The following is an 18,366-nucleotide window of genomic DNA, read 5'->3' as shown; positions in this document are numbered from 1 at the left end:
TCAACCGATCGACTACAGCTCCGGCCCCTCCCCGGGCCGCTCCTGGTACGAGTAGCGCTGCTCCCTCCAGGGGTCGCCGACATTGTGATAGCCGCGCTCCTCCCAGAAACCGCGCCGGTCGGCGGTCATGTACTCCACGCCCCGGACCCACTTGGGTCCCTTCCAGGCGTACAGATGCGGGACGACCAGCCGCAGCGGGAAGCCGTGCTCGGCGGTGAGGGGTTCGCCGTCCTTGTGGGTGGCGAAGATCGTGCGGTCGGAGCGGAAGTCGGCGAGCCGCAGATTGGAGCTGAAGCCGTACTCGGCCCACACCATCACATGGGTGACATCGTCCGCGGGCGGGGCGAGGGCCAGGATGGTCGGGGCCGGTATGCCGCCCCACTCGGCGCCCAGCATGCTGAACTTCGTCACACAGTGCAGATCGGCCACGACGGTGGTGTACGGCAGGGCCGTGAACTCCTCGTGGTTCCAGCAGCGCTTCCCGCCGTCGGCGGTGGCGCCGAAGACCCGGAACTCCCAGCGCTCGGGGCGGAACTTGGGGACGGGTCCGTAGTGGGTGACCGGCCAGCCGCGCTGGATCCGCTGCCCCGGCGGAAGCTCCGACCCCTTCGCTTCCGCTGATTCGCGTTCCACCGGCTGACCCATGCCTTCCATCCTGACAGACCCGGGGCCATGCACCTGACCAGGCCGGTTCAGAATCGGGCAAATCCCAGTAAGCATGCCCTAACTTACTAAGCTCGCACTTACTGGACGATCTTCCTCACCGGTGCAATCATGCGGCGGCAACCCCCCAGTCCCGTCACTCCCACGCGGAAGGAGCCTCTGCGATGCAGGGCGACCCCGAGGTCATCGAATTCCTCAATGAGCAGTTGACCGGTGAGCTGACCGCGATCAACCAGTACTTCCTGCACGCGAAGATGCAGGAGAACTTCGGCTGGTACAAGCTCGCGAAGTACACCCGGCACGAGTCGTTCGACGAGATGAAGCACGCCGAGACGCTCACCGACCGGATCCTGTTCCTGGAGGGGCTGCCCAACTACCAGCGGCTGTTCCATGTCCGGGTGGGGCAGACGGTCACCGAGATGTTCCAGGCGGACCGGCAGGTCGAGGTGGAGGCGATCGACCGGCTCAAGCGCGGTATCGAGGTGATGCGCGCCAAGGGTGACATCACCTCCGCGAACATCTTCGAGGACATCCTGGCGGACGAGGAGCACCACATCGACTATCTCGACACCCAACTGGAGCTGGTGGAGAAGCTCGGTGAGGCGCTCTACATCGCGCAGCTCATCGAGCAGCCCGAGACGAGCTGAGACGAGACGAGCTGAGCGGAGACGAGCTGAGTCGAGTCATCGAGCAGCCCGGGGCGAGCTGACCCGAGTACGCCGGGCGCCTTCGCCGGGGCTCAGGCCGCCTCGTCCAGGCGGGCGCCCTCGGCGCGTGCCAGTACCTCCGAGAGCACCGGGCGGCCCTCATCGGCCGCTTCCCGGCGCGGGCACGCCCCGCGGCCCAGGAGCGCCTGGATCCGCCGGACGCAGGAGCCGCAGTCGGTGCCGGCCTTGCAGGCGGAGGCTATCTGGCGGGGGGTGCAGGCACCGTCCGCCGCGTGCTGTTTGACCTGCTGCTCGGTGATGCCGAAGCAACTGCACACATACACGCGGTCCACCTCCCGCCGGGATCGATGAGTGACGCCGTCCCGATGATCGGTGAGGCTAACCTAACCTTACCCGGCGTTCAGTCGGCCGAAAAGTGCCCTGGGGCGCGGATCACATCGATCCGCGCCCCAGGTCACAGGCGGTGACGGGTCGTGCCGCTCACTGGTCCCGGTACATCTCCGCCACCAGGAACGCCAGGTCCAGCGACTGGCTGCGGTTGAGCCGGGGGTCGCAGGCGGTCTCGTAGCGCTGGTGGAGATCGTCCACGAAGATCTCGTCGCCGCCGCCCACGCACTCGGTGACATCGTCGCCGGTCAGCTCCACATGGATGCCGCCCGGGTGGGTGCCGAGCGCCTTGTGGACCTCGAAGAAGCCCTTGACCTCGTCGAGAACGTCGTCGAAGCGGCGGGTCTTGTGGCCGGAGGCGGCCTCGAAGGTGTTGCCGTGCATCGGGTCGGTCACCCAGGCGACCGTGGCCCCGGAGGCCGTGACCTTGGCGACCAGCTCGGGGAGCTTGTCGCGGATCTTGTCGGCGCCCATCCGCACGATGAAGGTCAGCCGGCCCGGCTCGCGGTCCGGGTCGAGCCGCTCGATGTACTGGAGCGCGTCCTCGGCGGTGGTCGACGGGCCGAGCTTGATGCCGATGGGGTTGCGGATCTTCGAGGCGAACTCGATGTGCGCCCCGTCCATCTGCCGGGTGCGCTCACCGATCCACACCATGTGCCCGGAGACGTCGTAGAGCTGCCCGGTGCGGGAGTCGACGCGGGTGAGGGCGGACTCGTAGTCGAGCAGCAGCGCCTCGTGGGAGGCGTAGAACTCGACGGTCTTGAACTCCTCCGGGTCGGCCCCGCAGGCGTGCATGAAGTTCAGCGCGTTGTCGATCTCGCGGGCGAGTTGCTCGTAGCGCTGGCCGGAGGGCGAGGAGCGGACGAAGTCCTGGTTCCAGGCGTGCACCTGGCGCAGGTCGGCGTAGCCGCCCGTGGTGAAGGCGCGGACCAGGTTCAGGGTGGACGCCGAGGCGTGGTACATCCGCTTCAGCCGGTCCGGGTCCGGGATGCGGGCCGCCTCGGTGAAGGCGAAGCCGTTGACGGAGTCGCCCCGGTAGGTCGGCAGCGTCACCCCGTCCCGGGTCTCGGTGGGCTTGGAGCGCGGCTTGGAGTACTGGCCCGCGATCCGGCCGACCTTCACCACCGGCACGGAGGCCGCGTAGGTCAGGACGGCGCCCATCTGGAGCAGGGTCTTCAGCTTGGCGCGGATCTGCTCGGCCCCGACGGCGTCGAACGCCTCGGCGCAGTCGCCGCCCTGGAGGAGGAACGCCTCCCCCTTGGCGACGGCGGCCAGACGGGCACGGAGCTGGTCGCACTCGCCCGCGAAGACGAGCGGCGGATACGACTCCAGCTCCGCAACGACAGTGCGCAGAGCCTCGGGGTCGGGGTATTCGGGCTGCTGCGCCGCGGGCAGGTCACGCCAGCTCGCCTGAGCGGCGACGGCTTGGGAATCAGCGTTCACGGTCACGCCACAACCCTACGGTGTCCAAACCCCCTGTCCGGGCCATGCCCAGTACGTGAGACGCCGGACACGCACGGTGGACACGCGCGGCCAAGGCCGTGGACGCGGGGCATGGGGTAGGGTGCCCGGCATGTTCGCGCATCCGTGCCAGATCTCGCACCAGTCCTGGTGGTGGACCGCTCATCCGGCGGCCCGCTGACTGCGCGTACCCAGACTCGCGAAGGCCGCCCGAGGGGCGGCCTTCGGTGTTTTCCGGGCCCGGCCGCTCCTCCCCGCTCATCCCGACGGAGAAGGAGCCCCGCCGTGCACCTCACCCCCCTGATCACCCCCCTGCTCACCACCTTGGTCGACAGCCTGCTGACCGACCCCCGCCCGTTCGCCCTGCTGCGCCGCCGCACCCCCGGGCACGATCACGACACCGTGGAGCTGCTGCGCGGGCCGGTGACCGCGTACGAGCGGCTCGCGGACCTTCCCGGCCGGGCGCTCGCCCTGATCCCGTTCCGGCAGATCCGCGAGCGCGGTTTCGACGTCCGGGACGACGGCACCCCGCTGCTCGCCCTCGTCCCGGAGGAGACCCACGCCCTGCCCCTGGAGCAGGTACTGGCCGCGCTGCCCGCGCACGGGGTGCGGGTCGAGGGGGGCGGCTTCGACCTCGGGGACGAGGCGTACGGCGGGATCGTCGGGCGGGTGCTGCGGGAGGAGATCGGCGGGGGCGAGGGCGCGAACTTCGTGATCCGGCGGACCTACGGGGGGACGATTCCCGGGTTCTCGCGGGCGGACGCGCTGGCGCTGTTCCGGCGGCTGCTGGCCGGTGAGCGGGGCGCGTACTGGACCTTCGTGGTGCACACCGGGGACCGGACGCTGGTCGGGGCGAGCCCGGAGGTGCATGTGCGGATGGCGGGCGGGACGGTGGTGATGAACCCGATCAGCGGGACGTACCGCTACCCGGCGGAGGGGCCCACGCCCGAGGACCTGCTCGGCTTCCTCGCCGACGGCAAGGAGATCGAGGAGTTGTCGATGGTGGTGGACGAGGAACTGAAGATGATGTGCACGGTCGGGGACATGGGCGGGGTGGTGGTCGGGCCCCGGCTGAAGGAGATGGCCCATCTGGCGCACACCGAGTACGAGCTGCGCGGGAAGTCGTCGCTGGATGTGCGGGAGGTGCTGCGGGAGACGATGTTCGCGGCGACGGTGACCGGCTCGCCGGTGCAGAACGCCTGCCGGGTCATCGAGCGCTACGAGAGCGGCGGGCGCGGCTACTACGCGGGGGCGCTGGCGCTGCTGGGCCGGGACTCGGGCGGGGCGCAGACCCTGGACTCGCCGATCCTGATCCGTACCGCCGACATCGGCGCGGACGGGGCGCTGCGGGTGCCGGTGGGCGCCACGCTGGTGCGGGGGTCGGACCCGGCGGGCGAGGTCGCCGAGACCCATGCCAAGGCGGCGGGTGTGCTGGCGGCGCTGGGGGTGCGTCCGGCCCGGCCGGAGACGGCGGAGGACCGGCCCCAACTGGCCGACGACCCCCGGGTGCGGGCGGCGCTCGACGGGCGCCGGGCCCGGCTGGCGCCCTTCTGGCTGCGGATGCAGGAGCGCGGCGAGGAGCTGAGCGGGCACGCCCTGGTGGTCGACGGGGAGGACACCTTCACGGCGATGCTCGCGCATGTCCTGCGCTCCTCGGGGCTGGCGGTGGCCGTCCGCCGCTACGACGAGCCGGGGCTGCGGGCGGCGGTGCTGGCGCACGAGGGGCCGGTGGTGCTGGGCCCGGGTCCCGGTGATCCGCGCGATCTCGGCGACCCGAAGATGGCGTTCCTGCGGGAGCTGGCGGCCGAGGTGATCCGGGTCCACACCGGCGGGGTCCTCGGGGTCTGCCTGGGCCATGAGCTGATCGCGGCCGAGCTGGGGCTGGACATCGTCCGCAAGGAGGTCCCGTACCAGGGGGCGCAGTCGGTGATCGACCTGTTCGGGCGGACGGTGACGGTGGGCTTCTACAACAGCTTCGTGGCGCGCTGCGACGACGAGGTGGCCGAGGAACTGGCGGCCCACGGCATCGAGATCGGGCGGGCCGCCAACGGCGAGGTGCACGCGCTGCGGGGGCCCGGGTTCGCGGGGGTGCAGTTCCATCCGGAGTCGGTGCTGAGCCTGGACGGGGTGGCGGTGGTGACGGAGCTGATCGGTCAGCTCCGGGGCACCAGGACGTTGTCCGAGCGGCGGCCGGCCAGATAGTCCAGGACGTTGCCGAGGGTGGTGTCGACGATCTGGCCGACGGCTTCGCGGGTGTAGTACGCCTGGTGCGAGGTGACCAGGACGTGGGGGAAGGTGACCAGGCGGGCCAGGGTGTCGTCCTCGACGGGTTCGAGGGACTTGTCGAGGAAGAACAGGCCCGCCTCCGCCTCGTACACATCGAGGCCGACGCCGGTGAAGCGGCCCGCGCGCAGCGCGCCGACCAGGGCGGCGGTGTCGATCAGCCCGCCGCGGCTGGAGTTCACCAGGATGGCGTCGTCCTTCATGGCGGCCAGCGCGTCGGCGTCGATGAGGCGGAGGGTCCCGGGGACCAGCGGGACGTGCAGGGAGACGAGGTCGGACTCGGCGAGGAGTTGTTCCTTGGGGACGTAGGTCATGCCGAGGGCGAGGCAGGCCGGGTTCTCGGCGATGTCCCAGCCGAGCAGCCGCATCCCGAAGCCGTGCGCGATCCGGGCGAAGCACTCGCCGATCTTGCCGGTGCCGACGACTCCGGCGGTCCGGCCGTGGAGGTCGCGGCCCATCAGGCCGTCGAGCCGGAAGTCGAAGTCCCGGGTGCGGGTGGAGGCGCGCACGACCCGCCGGTTGACGGCCATGGCGAGGGTCCAGGCGAACTCGGCGACGGAGTACGGGGAGTAGGACGAGACCCGGGCGACGGTCAGGCCGAGGCGTTCGGCGACCTCGAGGTCGATGTTGTTGAAGCCGGTGGAGCGCTGGGCGACCAGTCGGGTGCCGCCCGCGGCGAGGGTCTCCAGGACGCGGGGGCCGAGGTCGGCGTTGACGGAGGTGGAGACGGTCTCGTAGCCGTGGGCGATGGGTGCGGTGTCCTCGTTGAGGAAGACATCCAGACAGCGGATGCCGAGGTGGCCGCTGAACGCGCGTTCGAGGAGGGGTCGCTCGTCGGTCTGGACCCCGAAGGCCAGCAGCTCCATGGGCTCTTTCTCCCGTTCCGATCGACCATGGCCGAATGGTCGGGTTCTCCGCGACCAGGGCCGAATATACGGGGCGGGGCCGCGCGGCGCCGGGGCCGCACGGCCCTTTTCCGGGGCGGTCCGGCCGGGCGAAAGGGCCGCATGGCCTTCCGGGGGCCGGTACGCCGGGGGCCGGTACGCCGGAGGTCAGCGCCGGGGGTCAGCCGAAGAAGACGCCCACCTCCTCGTACAGCTCCGGGCCGACGGTCTTCAGCCTGGCCGTGGCGTCGGCGATCGGGACCCGGACGATGTCCGTGCCGCGCAGCGCGACCATCGAGCCGAAGGCGCGGTCGCGGACGCAGTCGATGGCGTGCAGTCCGAAGCGGGTGGCGAGCCAGCGGTCGAAGGCACTGGGTGTACCGCCGCGCTGGACATGGCCGAGGACGGTGGTGCGGGCCTCCTTGCCGGTGCGCTTCTCGATCTGCTTGGCGAGCCATTCGCCGACCCCGGACAGCCGGACGTGCCCGAAGGAGTCCAGCGACTCGTCCTTGAGGACCATGTCCCCGTCCTGGGGACTGGCCCCCTCGGCGACGACCACGATGGGCGCGTACGACGCCCGGAACCGGGAGGTCACCCAGGCGCACACCTGGTCGACGTCGAAGCGGCGCTCGGGGATGAGGATGACGTTGGCGCCGCCCGCGAGCCCCGAGTGCAGGGCGATCCAGCCCGCGTGACGGCCCATCACCTCCACCACCAGGACCCGCATATGGGACTCGGCGGTGGTGTGCAGCCGGTCGATCGCCTCGGTGGCGATACCCACGGCGGTGTCGAAGCCGAAGGTGTAGTCGGTGGCGGACAGGTCGTTGTCGATGGTCTTGGGGACGCCGACGCAGGGCACGCCGTGGGTGTCGGTGAGTTCCGCGGCGACCCCGAGGGTGTCCTCGCCGCCGATCACGATGAGCGCGTCCACCTCCATCCGGTCGAGGTTCTCCTTGATCCGGCCGATGCCGCCCTCCTGCTTGAGGGGGTTGGTGCGCGAGGAGCCGAGGATGGTGCCGCCGCGGGGCAGGATGCCCCGGACCGCCGGGATGTCGAGGGGGACGGCGTCCCCCTCCAGAGGACCGCGCCAGCCGTCCCGGAAGCCGGTGAACTCGTAGCCGTACTCCTGCACGCCCTTGCGGACGATGCCCCGGATGACGGCGTTGAGCCCCGGGCAGTCGCCGCCCCCGGTCAGTACGCCGACGCGCATGGAATCCCGCATGGAAAGTCCCTTCGCCGGTTGCCGTGTGCCGTGCGAGGTGCTGCCGTGTGCCATGGGAGGCTCGGGAAGCTCGGGAGCCTGCAAGCACGGTAAGGGTGATGCAGGTCACTTCGGCAGGGTCCGGCGGGGACTTCTGGTTCTTCTTCCGGGGCGTCGGCCGCCCGGCGTTCCTCGCGGGGACGGCCCGCTACTCCTCGTCGAGGCCGCGCTCTATGGCGTACCGGACGAGTTCGACCCGGTTGTGCAACTGGAGCTTGCCCAGGGTGTTCTGGACATGGTTCTGGACCGTGCGGTGCGAGATGACCAGGCGTTCGGCGATCTGCTTGTAGCTCAGGCCCTTGGCGACCAGCCGCAGGACCTCGGTCTCGCGGTCGGTGAGCCGGGGGGCGCCGGGCTCGTCGGGGTCGGTGCCGGGGCCGGGCGCCGGTTCGGAGGCGAGGCGGCGGTACTCACCGAGGACCAGCCCGGCGAGGCCGGGGGTGAACACCGGGTCGCCGACGGCCGTGCGGCGCACCGCGTCGAGGAGTTCCCCGGTGGACGCCGACTTCAGCAGATAGCCGGTGGCGCCGGACTTCACGGCCTCCAGCACATCGGCGTGCTCCCCGCTCGCGGAGAGCACCAGCACGCGCAGGGCCGGGTTGTGTCCGACCAGTTCCTTGCACACTTGGACACCCGGCTTGGCCGGCAGATTGAGGTCCAGCACCAGGACGTCCGGGGCGGCGGCCCTGGCCCGGCGCACGGCCTGCTCACCGTCACCGGCCGTGGCGACCACCTCGAACCCGGCCTCGGTGAGGTCCCGGGCCACCGCGTCGCGCCACATGGGGTGGTCGTCGACCACCATCACCCTGATCGGCCCCCGCTGCTCCCCGCCGTCGCTCATCGTCTCCCCCGTGCCCTCTCGGTGTCCTTGCCGTCCCTGCCGTCCCTGCTGTCCCGGCCGTCCCTGCCGTCCTGGCTGTCCCGGCTGTCCCGGCTGCCGCCGGTGTCCTTGGGGACCCTCAGCTCGACCTCGGTGCCCTGACCGGGCGTGGAGACCAGCTCGGCCGACCCGCCCAGGTCGCGCAGCCGCCCCCGGATGGACAGGGCCACCCCGAGCCGCCCCTCCCCCTCGGCCTGCGCGAGCCGCCCCTCGGGAATCCCGGGCCCGTCGTCCCGTACGGAGACGATCACCGCGTCGGGTTCGTCCTCGACCAGGATCCAGGCCCGCGCCCCGTCCCCGGCGTGCCGCCGCACATTGTCCAGCGCCGCCCCGACGGCCGCCGTCAGCTCCCGCGCGGCGGCGGGCGCCAGCACCACCGGGGCGCCGGGCTCCGCGAGACTCACCCGCCCGCTCGCGTACGGGGCGAGCAGCGTCCGCAGATCGACGGGGCCCGGGTCGTCGTCGTCCGGCTCCTCCACGGCCCGGACGAGGGCGCCCTCGGCGGAGTCCTCCGACACCCGGGACACCGGCAGCAGGCCGCCGGAGACGAGCGTGCGCAGCGCCACCTCCTGCTCGCCCGCCATCCGCCCCAGCTCGGCCGCCTCGCCGCCGATGACCGCGCCCCGCCGCTGCACCATCGCCAGCACCTGGAGCACGCTGTCGTGGATGTCCCGGGCGAGGCGCTCGCGCTCCCGGGTGGCCGCCTCGATCTCCAGGGCGCGGGCGAGGGTGCGCTCGGAGGCGCGGGCGACCTCGACGACATAGCCGATGGCGATGGAGGCGACCCAGACCAGCATCACATTGTGGACGGTGTCCCGGGCGGGCACGCCCCGGTGGATCAGATTGGCGACGGCGATCGGGGTGGAGGCGACGGCGGCCCAGCGCCAGCCGCCCTTGATGGCGAAAGCGAGGGCGACCCCGGCGGTCCATATCGACGGCAGGGTCGGCCCGCCCGCGTCGACCCGCTCGGCGGAGTCCGCGACCCGGGTGAGCAGGATCCCGGCGACCGCGACGGTGAGATCGGCGGCGAGGAAGCGCTTGGTGCAGTGGTCGGCGTGGGTCAGCCGGGGCAGGGTGGCGAAGGTCCACACCGCGAGCAGGGCGAAGTAGCCGATGGCGACCCAGGGGCGGGCGAAGTCGTCGTAGGCGCTGACGAACAGGCCGATGGCGTAGAAGAGGGTGAGGACCCGGTAGGCGGCCAGGGCACGCCACAGCGGCTGCTCGACCGACATCCGCATGACTCGCTCGCGCTTGGCCATCTCCCCCACCCGGACCGTGTTCCGTGCCTGTGCCGCCGCCCCGCCGCCTCGCCCTGCCCTGCCCCGCCCTGCCCCGCGCGGACGCCCGCCGTGCGGTGTCCGGTCCCAGAGTGCCGTGTACGGGACCGGCGGTGCGGCCGTTCGCCCCAGGAGCCGGACCGCTAAGCGCCGGGCCGCCCGGCGCCTGCGGACTCCCTGGCGGCGTCCTTCGCCGCTTCCTTCGCCGCTTCCCGCTCGGCCTTGGCCGCCTCCGCGAGCTGCCGTTTGGCGGCGGTCGCGTAGATGTCCACGTACTCCTGGCCGGAGAGCTTCATGATTTCGTACATGACCTCGTCGGTCACCGCGCGGAGCACGAAACGGTCGTGCTCCATGCCCTGGTAGCGGCTGAAGTCCAGCGGGGCGCCGATCCGGATGCCGGGGCGCATCACCTTGGGCAGCACCTTGCCGGGCGGCTGGATCTTCTCCGTGTCGATCATGGCGACCGGGAGCACGGGAGCGCCGGTGGCCAGCGCCACGCGCGCGAGACCGCCGGGCTTGCCCCGGTAGAGCCGGCCGTCGGGCGAGCGGGTGCCCTCCGGGTAGATCCCGAACAGCTCGCCGCGCTCCAGCACCTCGATGCCGCTCCTGATGGCGGCCTCCCCCGCGCCGCGCGCCCCGGAGCGGTCCACCGGGAGCTGGCCCACGCCCTTGAAGAACGCCGCGGTCAGCCGCCCCTTGACGCCCGGGGTGGTGAAGTACTCCGCCTTCGCGATGAAGGTGACCTTGCGGTCCAGCACCGCGGGCAGGAAGAACGAGTCGGAGAAGGAGAGGTGATTGCTGGCGAGGATCGCGGGGCCCTCGGCGGGGACGTTCTCCAGGCCCTCCACCCAGGGCCGGAAGACGAGCTTCAGCGAACCCCCGACGGAAACCTTCATGGCGCCGTACAACAACCGAGTGCCTCCTGTGTCTGTCGGTCAGACCTTAACCCGGAGGCTCCGCCAAGGGCCCGACGGCCCTGGTCGGTGTCAGTGCGGTCGCGTACGGTGAAGGACATCCGAGTCGTTCGTACAGCTCTCGTGCCGAGACGCCCGAGACGCCCTTCTGATGAACAGGAGACCGAGGTGCCGGTCCTCCCCGGAGCCGAGCCCTACCGCCATGACGGCGGTGAGGTCGGCGTCCTGCTCTGCCACGGATTCACCGGTTCCCCCCAGTCGCTGCGCCCCTGGGCGGAGTATCTCGCCGCCCGCGGCCTCACCGTCTCACTGCCCCTGCTGCCGGGCCACGGCACCCGCTGGGAGGATCTCCAGCTCACCGGCTGGCAGGACTGGTACGCGGAGGTGGACCGCGCGCTGCTGGCCCTCACCGAGCGGTGCGCGCGGGTGTTCGTGTTCGGTCTGTCCATGGGCGGCGCCCTCGCCCTGCGGCTGGCCGCGCGGCACGGGGACGCGGTGACCGGCGTGGTCGTCGTCAACCCGGCGAACAAGGTGCACGGGCTGAGCGCCCACGCCCTCCCGGTGGCCCGCCATCTGGTCCGGACGACGAAGGGCATCGCCAGCGACATCGCCAAGCCCGGCGCGGTGGAGATCGGCTACGCGCGGGTGCCGCTGCACGCGGCGCACTCGCTGCGCCGGTTCCTCCAGCTCGTCGACGGTGAGCTGCCGCAGGTGACCCAGCCGTTGCTGCTGCTGCACAGCCCGCAGGACCATGTGGTGCCGCCGCAGGACTCGACCCGCATCCTCAGCCGGGTCTCCTCCACGGAGATCCGCGAGGTGCTGCTGGAACAGAGCTACCACGTGGCGACGTTGGACCATGACGCGGACCGGATCTTCGAGGAGAGCCTCGCCTTTGTGGACCGGTACGCCCCGGGCGCCGTGACGGCGGCCGGTGAGCAGCAGGCAGGGAAGGGCTCCGGAAAGGAAGGGACGGCCGCAGGTGGCTGAGCACGACTCCGACCGCGAGGACCGGGAGGACCGCGACCGGCGGGACGACCGGGAGCGGCCCGAGCCGGACGAGCAGGACGAGCAGGATGTCCCCTTCGACGAGGAGGCCGCCTGGGCGGCGATCGTCGCCGGGTACGGGGACGAACCGAAGGACCCGCCGGGCGCCAAGCCCTTCAAGTCGGTGGAGGACCTGGCGCTCCTGGAGAGCGAGACGAACGGCACCGGCGCGGAGACCGGCACCACGGGGGACGCGGAACCCCGGGAGGAGACACCGAAGCCGCTCGGCGGTTCGGTGGCGTTCGCCCCCGGGGTCGGGGGCGGGGGTGGCGGCCCGCGCGACTACAGCGTGGCCGAGCCGTCCGAGGACGACCTGGACGAGAGCGACGAGGGGCACTTCGTGCCGCCCGAGCCGCCGCCGCTGCCGACGGCCGATGTCACGGCGAAGTTCGCCTGGCTCGCGGTGGTGGGCGGGCCGCTGCTGCTTCTGCTGGCGGTGCTGCTGCGCTGGGACATGACCTGGTGGCTGGCGACGCTGGGCATCGGCGGGTTCCTCGGCGGGTTCTCCACGCTGGTGGCGCGGATGCGGACGGACGACGAGGACGGGGAGGATCCGGGGCGGGGGGCGGTGGTGTGAGGTGATACCGGGGGCCTGGCCCCCAGGGGCGTGATGGTCGACCCCGGGTGGGGTGGGGTCGGCTGACGCCGGTGCTGGGGTGTGGTCCCGGGGGCGTGGGGGTGGACCCCGGCCCCGGGTGGGGCTCGGTGGGCTGACGCCAGTCCCGGGGGCGTGGTGGTGAGCCCCGGGTGGGCGTGGTGATCTGATGCCGGTCCCGGGGGTGCGATGCCGGGGGCGTGGGGGTCGACGCCTGCCCGAGTGGGGCTCGGTGGGCTGATCTCGGTTTGGGGGGCGCGGTGGTCCGACTCCAGGCGGGGCCCGGTGGTCTGGCGCCAGGTGGTGTCGGGGTTGGGTCAGGCGGGTGGGATTCTGAGGGCGGCCAGGACCGGGAGGTGGTCCGTGGCCGCCCTCAGGTCGCTCTCCCGCACCCCGGGCAGCCCGTGCGGCACACCGCAGGCGAGCACCTCGACGCCCCGGGTGGCGAAGATCGCGTCGATCCGGCTGTGCGGTTCGGTGCGGACCCAGGTGTTCTCGCCGTCCGCCCCGCCCCAGGGGGCGACGGTACGGCAGTCCTGGAGGCTCTCGGCGAGGCGGCGGAAGCCGGGGCCGGTGGGCCGTTCGTTGAGATCGCCCCCGGCCACCGCGTGCTCCACGCCGAGTGCGGCGAGCCGGTCGAGCAGCATGCCGCTCTGCGTGAGGCGCTCCGCGCCGTCCAGGCTGAGGTGGGCGCTGAGGACGCCGAGCGGGGCGGAGGGGCCGAAGCGGACGACTGCCGTCGAGAAGCCTCGGCGGTGCAGGCCGGGGGTGAGGGGGAGGAGGACGTCCTCGGTGCGCAGGACGGTGGCGCGCAGGGAGCAGAGCAGGGCCGGGCCGGCCGCGGGGGCTCCTCCGGAGAGGAGCACGAGGTCGGTGGCGGCGGCCAGGCGGGAGAGTTTCTTGCGCCAGCGGAAGAAGCGGGGGGCTTCCTGGAGGAGGACGAGGTCGGGGGCGCAGGCGTTGATGACGCGGGCGAGCGCGGGCTGGTCGTCGCGCTGGGAGCGGATGTTGTAGGTCAGGACGCGGATGACGGCGGCGTGGGTCGGGTCTGTGGTGGAGGGGGGGAAGGGGGGGCGGGGGGTTGGCATGGGGGTCAATGTACGCGGGGGGACAGGGGGGTTGGGCGGGGTTGGGGCGCCCATGGGGGTGGGGGTGAAAGGGGGTGCGCGGGTGACTGGCCGTGGGGGGCTGGGTGCGCAGTTCCCCGCGCCCCTATGGGCGGCGTTGCAGGGGGGCGGGGAGTGGGGCCGAGCCCTGGGTGGGGGCGCCCATGGGGGGGTGGGGGTGAGGGACGGTGCGCGAATGGAGGGCCGTGGGGGGGATGCGCAGTTCCCCGCGCCCCTATCGGCGGGGGTGCAGGGGCGGGGAGTGGGGCCGAGCGCTCAGTGGGGGCGCCCATGGGCGCTGGGTGCGCGGTCCCCGCGCCCCTGGGGAGGCGCGGGGAAGCGGTGGCTACATCGTCGGGTCGGGCTGGCGGGCCAGGTCCGCTGCGCCTACCAGGCCCGCCTCGTTGCCCAGTTGGGCGGCGATGACCTCGGCCACCGGGCGCCAGTTGCCGCCCACCAGCCAGCGCTTGTAGGACTTGCGGATCGGGTCGAGGACGAGTTCGCCCTCGTCGGAGAGGCCGCCGCCGACGATGAACGCGGACGGGTCGAAGAGCGAGGCCAGGTCGGCCAGACCGGCGCCCGCCCAGCGGGCCAGCTCGCGGTAGGAGTCGACGGCCACCGGGTCGCCCTGCCGGGCGGCCATGGAGATGTGCTTGCCCTCGATGCCGTCCGGCGTGCCGTCGCCCAGGCCGAGCAGGATCTCCGCGCTCTCCGGCGTGGCGTTGGCGCGCTGCTTGGCGTACCGCACCAGGGCGCGGCCGGAGGCGTACTGCTCCCAGCAGCCCTGGGAGCCGCAGCCGCACAGCAGCCCGTCCGGGACCATCCGGATGTGGCCGAACTCGGCGGCCACCCCGAAGTGCCCGCGGCGCAGCTTGTTGCCGATGATGATGCCGCCGCCCAGGCCGGTGCCCAGGGTGATGCAGATGACGTTCCGGTGGCCCTTGCCCGCGCCGAAGCGGTACTCGCCCCAGGCCGCAGCGTTGGCGTCGTTCTCGACCACGACCGGGAGCCCGACCCGGGCCTCGACCTTCTCCTTCAGTGGTTCCTCGCGCCAGTCGATGTTCGGCGCGAAGTACACCGTGGACCGCTCGCGGTTGACATAGCCGGCGGCGCCGATGCCGACGCCGACGATCTCATGCCCCGCGCGCGCGCCCTCCACGGCGGCGGCGATGGCGTCCACGATGCCGTCGGGCGTGCCCGGAGTGGGCACTTTGTGGGTCGAGAGGATGTTGCCTTCCTCGTCGACCACACCCGCCGCGATCTTGGTGCCGCCGATGTCGACGCCGATGGTGAGTCCCATGAATCCCTCAGTTCGGTCGAGCCCCGCTACGGCCAACCGTACCCGAGGCGGCCGGGGCCCACGGGGCTCCAACGGGCCTCAGTCCAGGTCGATCCGCTGGTTCGGACCGGCCGGCGGGTCCTCGTCGTCCTCGCCGCGGCCGGCGCGGTCCCCGGGCACGCCGAGGTCGTCGGCGCGCGCCGTCCAGCGCTGTTCCTGGGCCTGGACGGCGGAGCGGTACGCGGCGAGCAGTTCCTGACCGGCACCGGCGAGATGGTCGAAGACATCCGGATTGCGCTCGATGACCGGTTCCACCACGGATCTGGCCTGCTGGACGACCTGGCGGACCACCTGCTGGGCCGCCGTCCCGGCGACCGGGCCGAGCAGCGGGGCCCCGAGGCCGGACAGCTTGCCGGCGACGGTGTCGACCAGCCGGAGCAGCTCGTCGGCGGCCGAGCCGGGCGGGCTGCCGTACTGGGCACGGCGGCGGGCCTTCTCCTCCGCGAGGTCCTCGGCGCACGCGGTCGCCCAGGCGTCGGCGTCGGAGACCGGCGTGACCGGCGCCTCCTGGTCGGCCGCCGACCCGGGGGCGGCGTCGGCGGGCGGGCGCTCTGCGCGCTCTTCGCTCATGGCGACTCCTGACTACGTCTCGTCCCTACGACGTTACCCGAACGGGCGCGGCGGCCTCAGCGGCCCGTCGGCCACAGGCCGGGGTCGGGGGCGAAGCGGATGCGCAGCTCGCCCTCGCGCAGCCCGGCGCCCACGACGGTGCAGCGGCGCAGCGCGGAGGGCAGCGGCACGATCCGCCGGAACCGTCCGGAACCGAGGACGAGTTCGTCGCCGCGCCGGACCAGGTCGAGGTCCTCGCGCGCGGCGCCGGGCAGCGGGATGTGCCAGACGAGCACCCCGTCGTCCGCGAGCCGGTCGGCGACCGGCCACTCGACGGGGGCGGGGCGGGGGGTGAGGCCGGGGACGGGGAGGGCGCCGAGGTCGTCCGGGCCGCGCGGGTCGCGTCCCAGGTGCGGGACGGGGGTCAGTGCCTGCGGGTACCCGGCCCGCCACTCCTCCAGCGTCTTGCGCTGCTGGGCGACCGGGCCCGCGAGCCAGGGGTCCTCGGTGTGCTCCGGCAGGACCCGGTTGGCGATCACCGCCTCGGGGGCGAGGGCGCGCAGGGCGAGGCCGAGGACGGCGGTGCGGACGGCGTCGGCACCGGCCGGGGTGGGTTCGGCGACGATCCGCACGGTGGTGTCCGGGTCGGCCACGACGGCTTCGGCGGCGGCCAGCTCCAGATCCCAGCGGGCGGCGGTCTCGTAGAGCGACTCGGCGGGTATGGGAACGCCGGCGAGGCGGCCGAGGACCGGGCGCAGGGCGCGGGCGGCCTGCCGCTCGGGCGGCATCAGGCGGCGCAGATAGCGGCGCAGCTCCTCGGGGAGGGCGAGCAGCGCGAGGGCCTGCTCGGTGGGCGGCAGATCGACGACGACCAGGTCGTGGGTGTCCTCGGCGAGGGCGGCGGTGCGCAGGGCGCGCAGCACGGCGAGTTCGGGGGCGCCGGGCAGGGGGGTGAGTTCCTCGGGGTCGAGGCGGCCGGCGCCGAGCAGGTCGAGGAGGGTGCCGGCGCGGTCCTGGAACGCGGTGAGGTCCTCCCGGAAGCGGGCGGTGGTCTCGGGGTGGCGGACGGTGAGGTTGGGGACGCCGGGGACGCCGGGGACGCCGTCCAGGGTTCCGGCGAGGGTGCCGGTGGGGTCGGTGGTGATGAGGAGGGTGCGGGTGCCCTGGTGGGCGGCCTGGAGGGCGGTGGCGGTGGCGATGGTGGTGCGGCCGGCTCCGCCTGGGCCGGTGAGGAGGATGGTTCGCATGGGTCCTGGGGGTTGGGGGGCGGTTGGGTGCGGGTGGGTGGGGGTGTTCGCGCAGTTCCCCGCGCCCCTTCAAGGATGCGCAGTTCCCCGCGCCCCTATCGAAGATGCGCCGTTCGCCGCGCCCCTGAAGGATGCGCCGTTCCCCGCGCCCCGGAAAAGATGCGCAGTTCCCCGCGCCCCTAAAAGCAGAGGCGGCGTTTCCCGCGTTCCTGAAAACAGACGCGCAGTTCCCCGCGCCCCTAACAACAGACGCGTAGCTCCCCGCGTTCCTAAGAGCGGACGCCCGGCTCTTCGCGCTCCCGTGAGCAGGAAACGGCGCGCGCCCGGTGTGGGGGCTACTTCGGGTCCGACTCCACGCGCTTCTTCAGGCCCGCCAGGGCGCGGTCGATGATGACCTTCTCCGCCTTGCGCTTGATCATGCCGAGCATGGGGATCTTGACGTCGACGGTGAGCCGGTAGGTGACCTCCGTCGCCGTCCCGGCGGGCCGGAGGAGGTACGAGCCGTCGAGGGAGCGGAGCATCTGGGACTTGACCAGCGTCCAGGACACCTCGTGGTCCCCGGTCCAGGTGTAGCCGAGGGTCTGGTCGTCCTTGATCGCCCCGGCGTCCATCACCAGCCGCACCTGCTCGGCCCGGCCCTGCGCGTCCGTCGCGAGCACCTCGGCCTGCTTGACCTCGCCGGTCCAGTCGGGGTAGCGGGCGAAGTCCGCGATCACCTTCATGACCTCGGCGGGGGCCGCCTCGATCGTGATGCTAGAGCTGGTGTGTTCCGCCATCGCCGTGGCTCCTCCGATGCGGCCGAATAGACAGCGTGAAGGCTACCGCGCGGTCGAACAGGGCCGGTCACCACTCCAGCACCCACGGCCGCCCCGCCCCCGCGAAGTGCCCCACGTTCACGCACTCGGTCGCCCCGATCCGCATCCGCCGCACCAGCGGCTGGTGGACGTGCCCGAACAGCGCGTAGCGCGGCCGGGTCCGGCGGATGGCGTCGAGCAGCGCCCGCGAGCCCCGTTCGAAGCGGCGCGCGACGGTGTCGTAGACCAGCTCCGGCACCTCGGGCGGGATATGGGTGCACAGGACGTCGACCTCGCCGACGGCCTCGATCTTCGCCGCGTACTCCTCGTCGTCGATCTCGTACGGGGTGTGCATCTCGGTGCGCAGGCCGCCGCCGACGAAGCCGAAGGTCCAGCCGCCGATCTCGGTCCGCTGGCCGTCCAGCACGGTGGTGCCGGGACCGGCGTACTCCGGCCACAGGGGCGGGATGTCGACATTGCCGTAGGTGGCGTACGTCGGGGTCGGGAAGGCCGCGAACAGCTCGGCGTACTGGCCCCGTACCGCCCGCTCGATGACCGCCGCCCGGTCCTCGCCGACCCCCGCCCACAGTTGGGCGCCGAACTCCCGGGCCTCGGTGTAGCGCCGCGCGGTGCGCAGTTCCACGATCCGGCGGGCGTTCTCGGCGCCGAAGAGGTCGGGGAGGATGCCGCGGGCGTGGTCGGTGTAGTCGAGGAAGAGGACCAGGTCACCGAGGCAGATCAGGGCGTCCGCGCCCGCACCGGCGGCGGCCAGGTCCCGGACGTTGCCGTGCACGTCGCTGATCACATGCACACGGTGGCGGCGGTTTCCGTCCGGTGGGTCCGGTGAGGGGGCCATGCCGATCAAGGGTAGGCGGGTACGGCATAAGTGAACAGTGTCGGATAGACCACCGGTTACTGGCCCGTCCGGAAAGGGGTGGACTACTGTGCGCGCAGGACAGCAACAGGAACAGCAACCGTGTGACGCAGCGAACATCTCGCCGGGAACCCCTGTCG

The 18,366-nt window shown here is 72.5% G+C and carries 18 protein-coding genes; 4 read left to right on the top strand and 14 right to left on the bottom strand.

The features are described from left to right. Nucleotides 1–12: 12 nt before the first annotated feature. A complete protein-coding gene (locus tag AB0O01_RS14355; RefSeq protein ID WP_365313258.1) occupies nucleotides 13–645 on the bottom strand; it encodes a sulfite oxidase-like oxidoreductase in 633 nt (210 codons plus the stop codon). Between the two features lie 182 nt (nucleotides 646–827). Between AB0O01_RS14355 and bfr the strand changes: the two genes are divergently transcribed. Beyond that, entirely contained in the window at nucleotides 828–1,310 is a 483-nt protein-coding gene (gene bfr, locus AB0O01_RS14350) for a bacterioferritin (protein WP_355736527.1), read from the top strand. Nucleotides 1,311–1,402: 92 nt separating this feature from the next. Here the strand turns inward: bfr and AB0O01_RS14345 are convergent, their stop codons facing one another. Both AB0O01_RS14345 and AB0O01_RS14340 read right to left on the bottom strand, forming a co-directional pair. Then, a complete protein-coding gene (locus AB0O01_RS14345) occupies nucleotides 1,403–1,663 on the bottom strand; it encodes a (2Fe-2S)-binding protein (protein WP_365313255.1) in 261 nt (86 codons plus the stop codon). Between the two features lie 148 nt (nucleotides 1,664–1,811). Continuing rightward, entirely contained in the window at nucleotides 1,812–3,167 is a 1,356-nt protein-coding gene (locus AB0O01_RS14340) for a class II 3-deoxy-7-phosphoheptulonate synthase (protein WP_365313253.1), read from the bottom strand. Between the two features lie 324 nt (nucleotides 3,168–3,491). On the opposite strand from AB0O01_RS14340, the gene AB0O01_RS14335 reads away from it, so the two are divergent. Further along, nucleotides 3,492–5,381 (top strand): anthranilate synthase family protein, encoded by a 1,890-nt coding sequence (locus AB0O01_RS14335; RefSeq protein WP_365313739.1) that lies wholly within the window; start codon nucleotides 3,492–3,494, stop codon nucleotides 5,379–5,381. Here the strand turns inward: AB0O01_RS14335 and AB0O01_RS14330 are convergent. The 5 genes from AB0O01_RS14330 to AB0O01_RS14310 form a co-directional block, all read right to left on the bottom strand. Continuing rightward, nucleotides 5,333–6,328 (bottom strand): 2-hydroxyacid dehydrogenase, encoded by a 996-nt coding sequence (locus AB0O01_RS14330; RefSeq protein WP_365313252.1) that lies wholly within the window; start codon nucleotides 6,326–6,328, stop codon nucleotides 5,333–5,335. The two genes, AB0O01_RS14335 and AB0O01_RS14330, sit on opposite strands and share 49 nt — an antisense overlap. Nucleotides 6,329–6,527: 199 nt before the next feature. Beyond that, nucleotides 6,528–7,556 carry a 6-phosphofructokinase gene (locus tag AB0O01_RS14325; RefSeq protein ID WP_365313738.1) on the bottom strand — a complete coding sequence of 343 codons (1,029 nt, stop codon included), beginning with the start codon at nucleotides 7,554–7,556 and terminating at the stop codon, nucleotides 6,528–6,530. Between the two features lie 199 nt (nucleotides 7,557–7,755). Then, the gene (locus AB0O01_RS14320) at nucleotides 7,756–8,448 is read right to left on the bottom strand and encodes a response regulator transcription factor (protein WP_365313250.1); all 693 of its coding nucleotides are present in this window, start codon (nucleotides 8,446–8,448) and stop codon (nucleotides 7,756–7,758) included. After that, nucleotides 8,445–9,746 (bottom strand): DUF5931 domain-containing protein, encoded by a 1,302-nt coding sequence (locus AB0O01_RS14315; RefSeq protein ID WP_365313248.1) that lies wholly within the window; start codon nucleotides 9,744–9,746, stop codon nucleotides 8,445–8,447. The genes AB0O01_RS14320 and AB0O01_RS14315 overlap by 4 nt, the downstream gene beginning before the upstream one ends. 161 nt (nucleotides 9,747–9,907) lie before the next feature. Next, a complete protein-coding gene (locus AB0O01_RS14310; RefSeq protein ID WP_365313246.1) occupies nucleotides 9,908–10,675 on the bottom strand; it encodes a lysophospholipid acyltransferase family protein in 768 nt (255 codons plus the stop codon). 171 nt (nucleotides 10,676–10,846) lie between these two features. Between AB0O01_RS14310 and AB0O01_RS14305 the strand changes: the two genes are divergently transcribed. Together AB0O01_RS14305 and AB0O01_RS14300 are read left to right on the top strand one after the other, a co-directional pair. Beyond that, nucleotides 10,847–11,665: an alpha/beta fold hydrolase gene (locus tag AB0O01_RS14305; protein ID WP_365313244.1), complete on the top strand. Its 819-nt coding sequence runs from the start codon at nucleotides 10,847–10,849 to the stop codon at nucleotides 11,663–11,665. Then, nucleotides 11,658–12,299 carry a hypothetical protein gene (locus AB0O01_RS14300; protein WP_365313243.1) on the top strand — a complete coding sequence of 214 codons (642 nt, stop codon included), beginning with the start codon at nucleotides 11,658–11,660 and terminating at the stop codon, nucleotides 12,297–12,299. The genes AB0O01_RS14305 and AB0O01_RS14300 overlap by 8 nt, the downstream gene beginning before the upstream one ends. Nucleotides 12,300–12,634: 335 nt before the next feature. On the opposite strand, the gene AB0O01_RS14295 is transcribed toward AB0O01_RS14300, so the two are convergent. From AB0O01_RS14295 to AB0O01_RS14270, 6 genes are all read right to left on the bottom strand, one after another. Then, entirely contained in the window at nucleotides 12,635–13,405 is a 771-nt protein-coding gene (locus AB0O01_RS14295) for an endonuclease/exonuclease/phosphatase family protein (RefSeq protein WP_365313242.1), read from the bottom strand. 364 nt (nucleotides 13,406–13,769) lie between these two features. Beyond that, nucleotides 13,770–14,723, bottom strand: coding sequence for an ROK family glucokinase (locus tag AB0O01_RS14290; RefSeq protein WP_365313241.1), 954 nt, complete (start codon nucleotides 14,721–14,723; stop codon nucleotides 13,770–13,772). A 78-nt stretch (nucleotides 14,724–14,801) separates the two neighbouring features. Continuing rightward, the gene (locus tag AB0O01_RS14285) at nucleotides 14,802–15,332 is read right to left on the bottom strand and encodes a DUF5304 domain-containing protein (protein ID WP_365313239.1); all 531 of its coding nucleotides are present in this window, start codon (nucleotides 15,330–15,332) and stop codon (nucleotides 14,802–14,804) included. A gap of 56 nt (nucleotides 15,333–15,388) precedes the next feature. Then, entirely contained in the window at nucleotides 15,389–16,558 is a 1,170-nt protein-coding gene (locus AB0O01_RS14280) for an ArsA family ATPase (protein ID WP_365313237.1), read from the bottom strand. 335 nt (nucleotides 16,559–16,893) lie between these two features. After that, nucleotides 16,894–17,334: an SRPBCC family protein gene (locus AB0O01_RS14275; protein ID WP_365313236.1), complete on the bottom strand. Its 441-nt coding sequence runs from the start codon at nucleotides 17,332–17,334 to the stop codon at nucleotides 16,894–16,896. Nucleotides 17,335–17,401: 67 nt separating this feature from the next. Continuing rightward, nucleotides 17,402–18,208, bottom strand: a complete 807-nt coding sequence (locus tag AB0O01_RS14270) for a metallophosphoesterase (RefSeq protein ID WP_365313234.1) — start codon at nucleotides 18,206–18,208, stop codon at nucleotides 17,402–17,404. Nucleotides 18,209–18,366: the final 158 nt, after the last annotated feature.

Source organism: Streptomyces sp. NPDC093252 (genome assembly GCF_040683675.1).
GTDB lineage: Bacteria > Actinomycetota > Actinomycetes > Streptomycetales > Streptomycetaceae > Streptomyces.
This window is presented reverse-complemented; position numbering and strand designations above follow the sequence as displayed.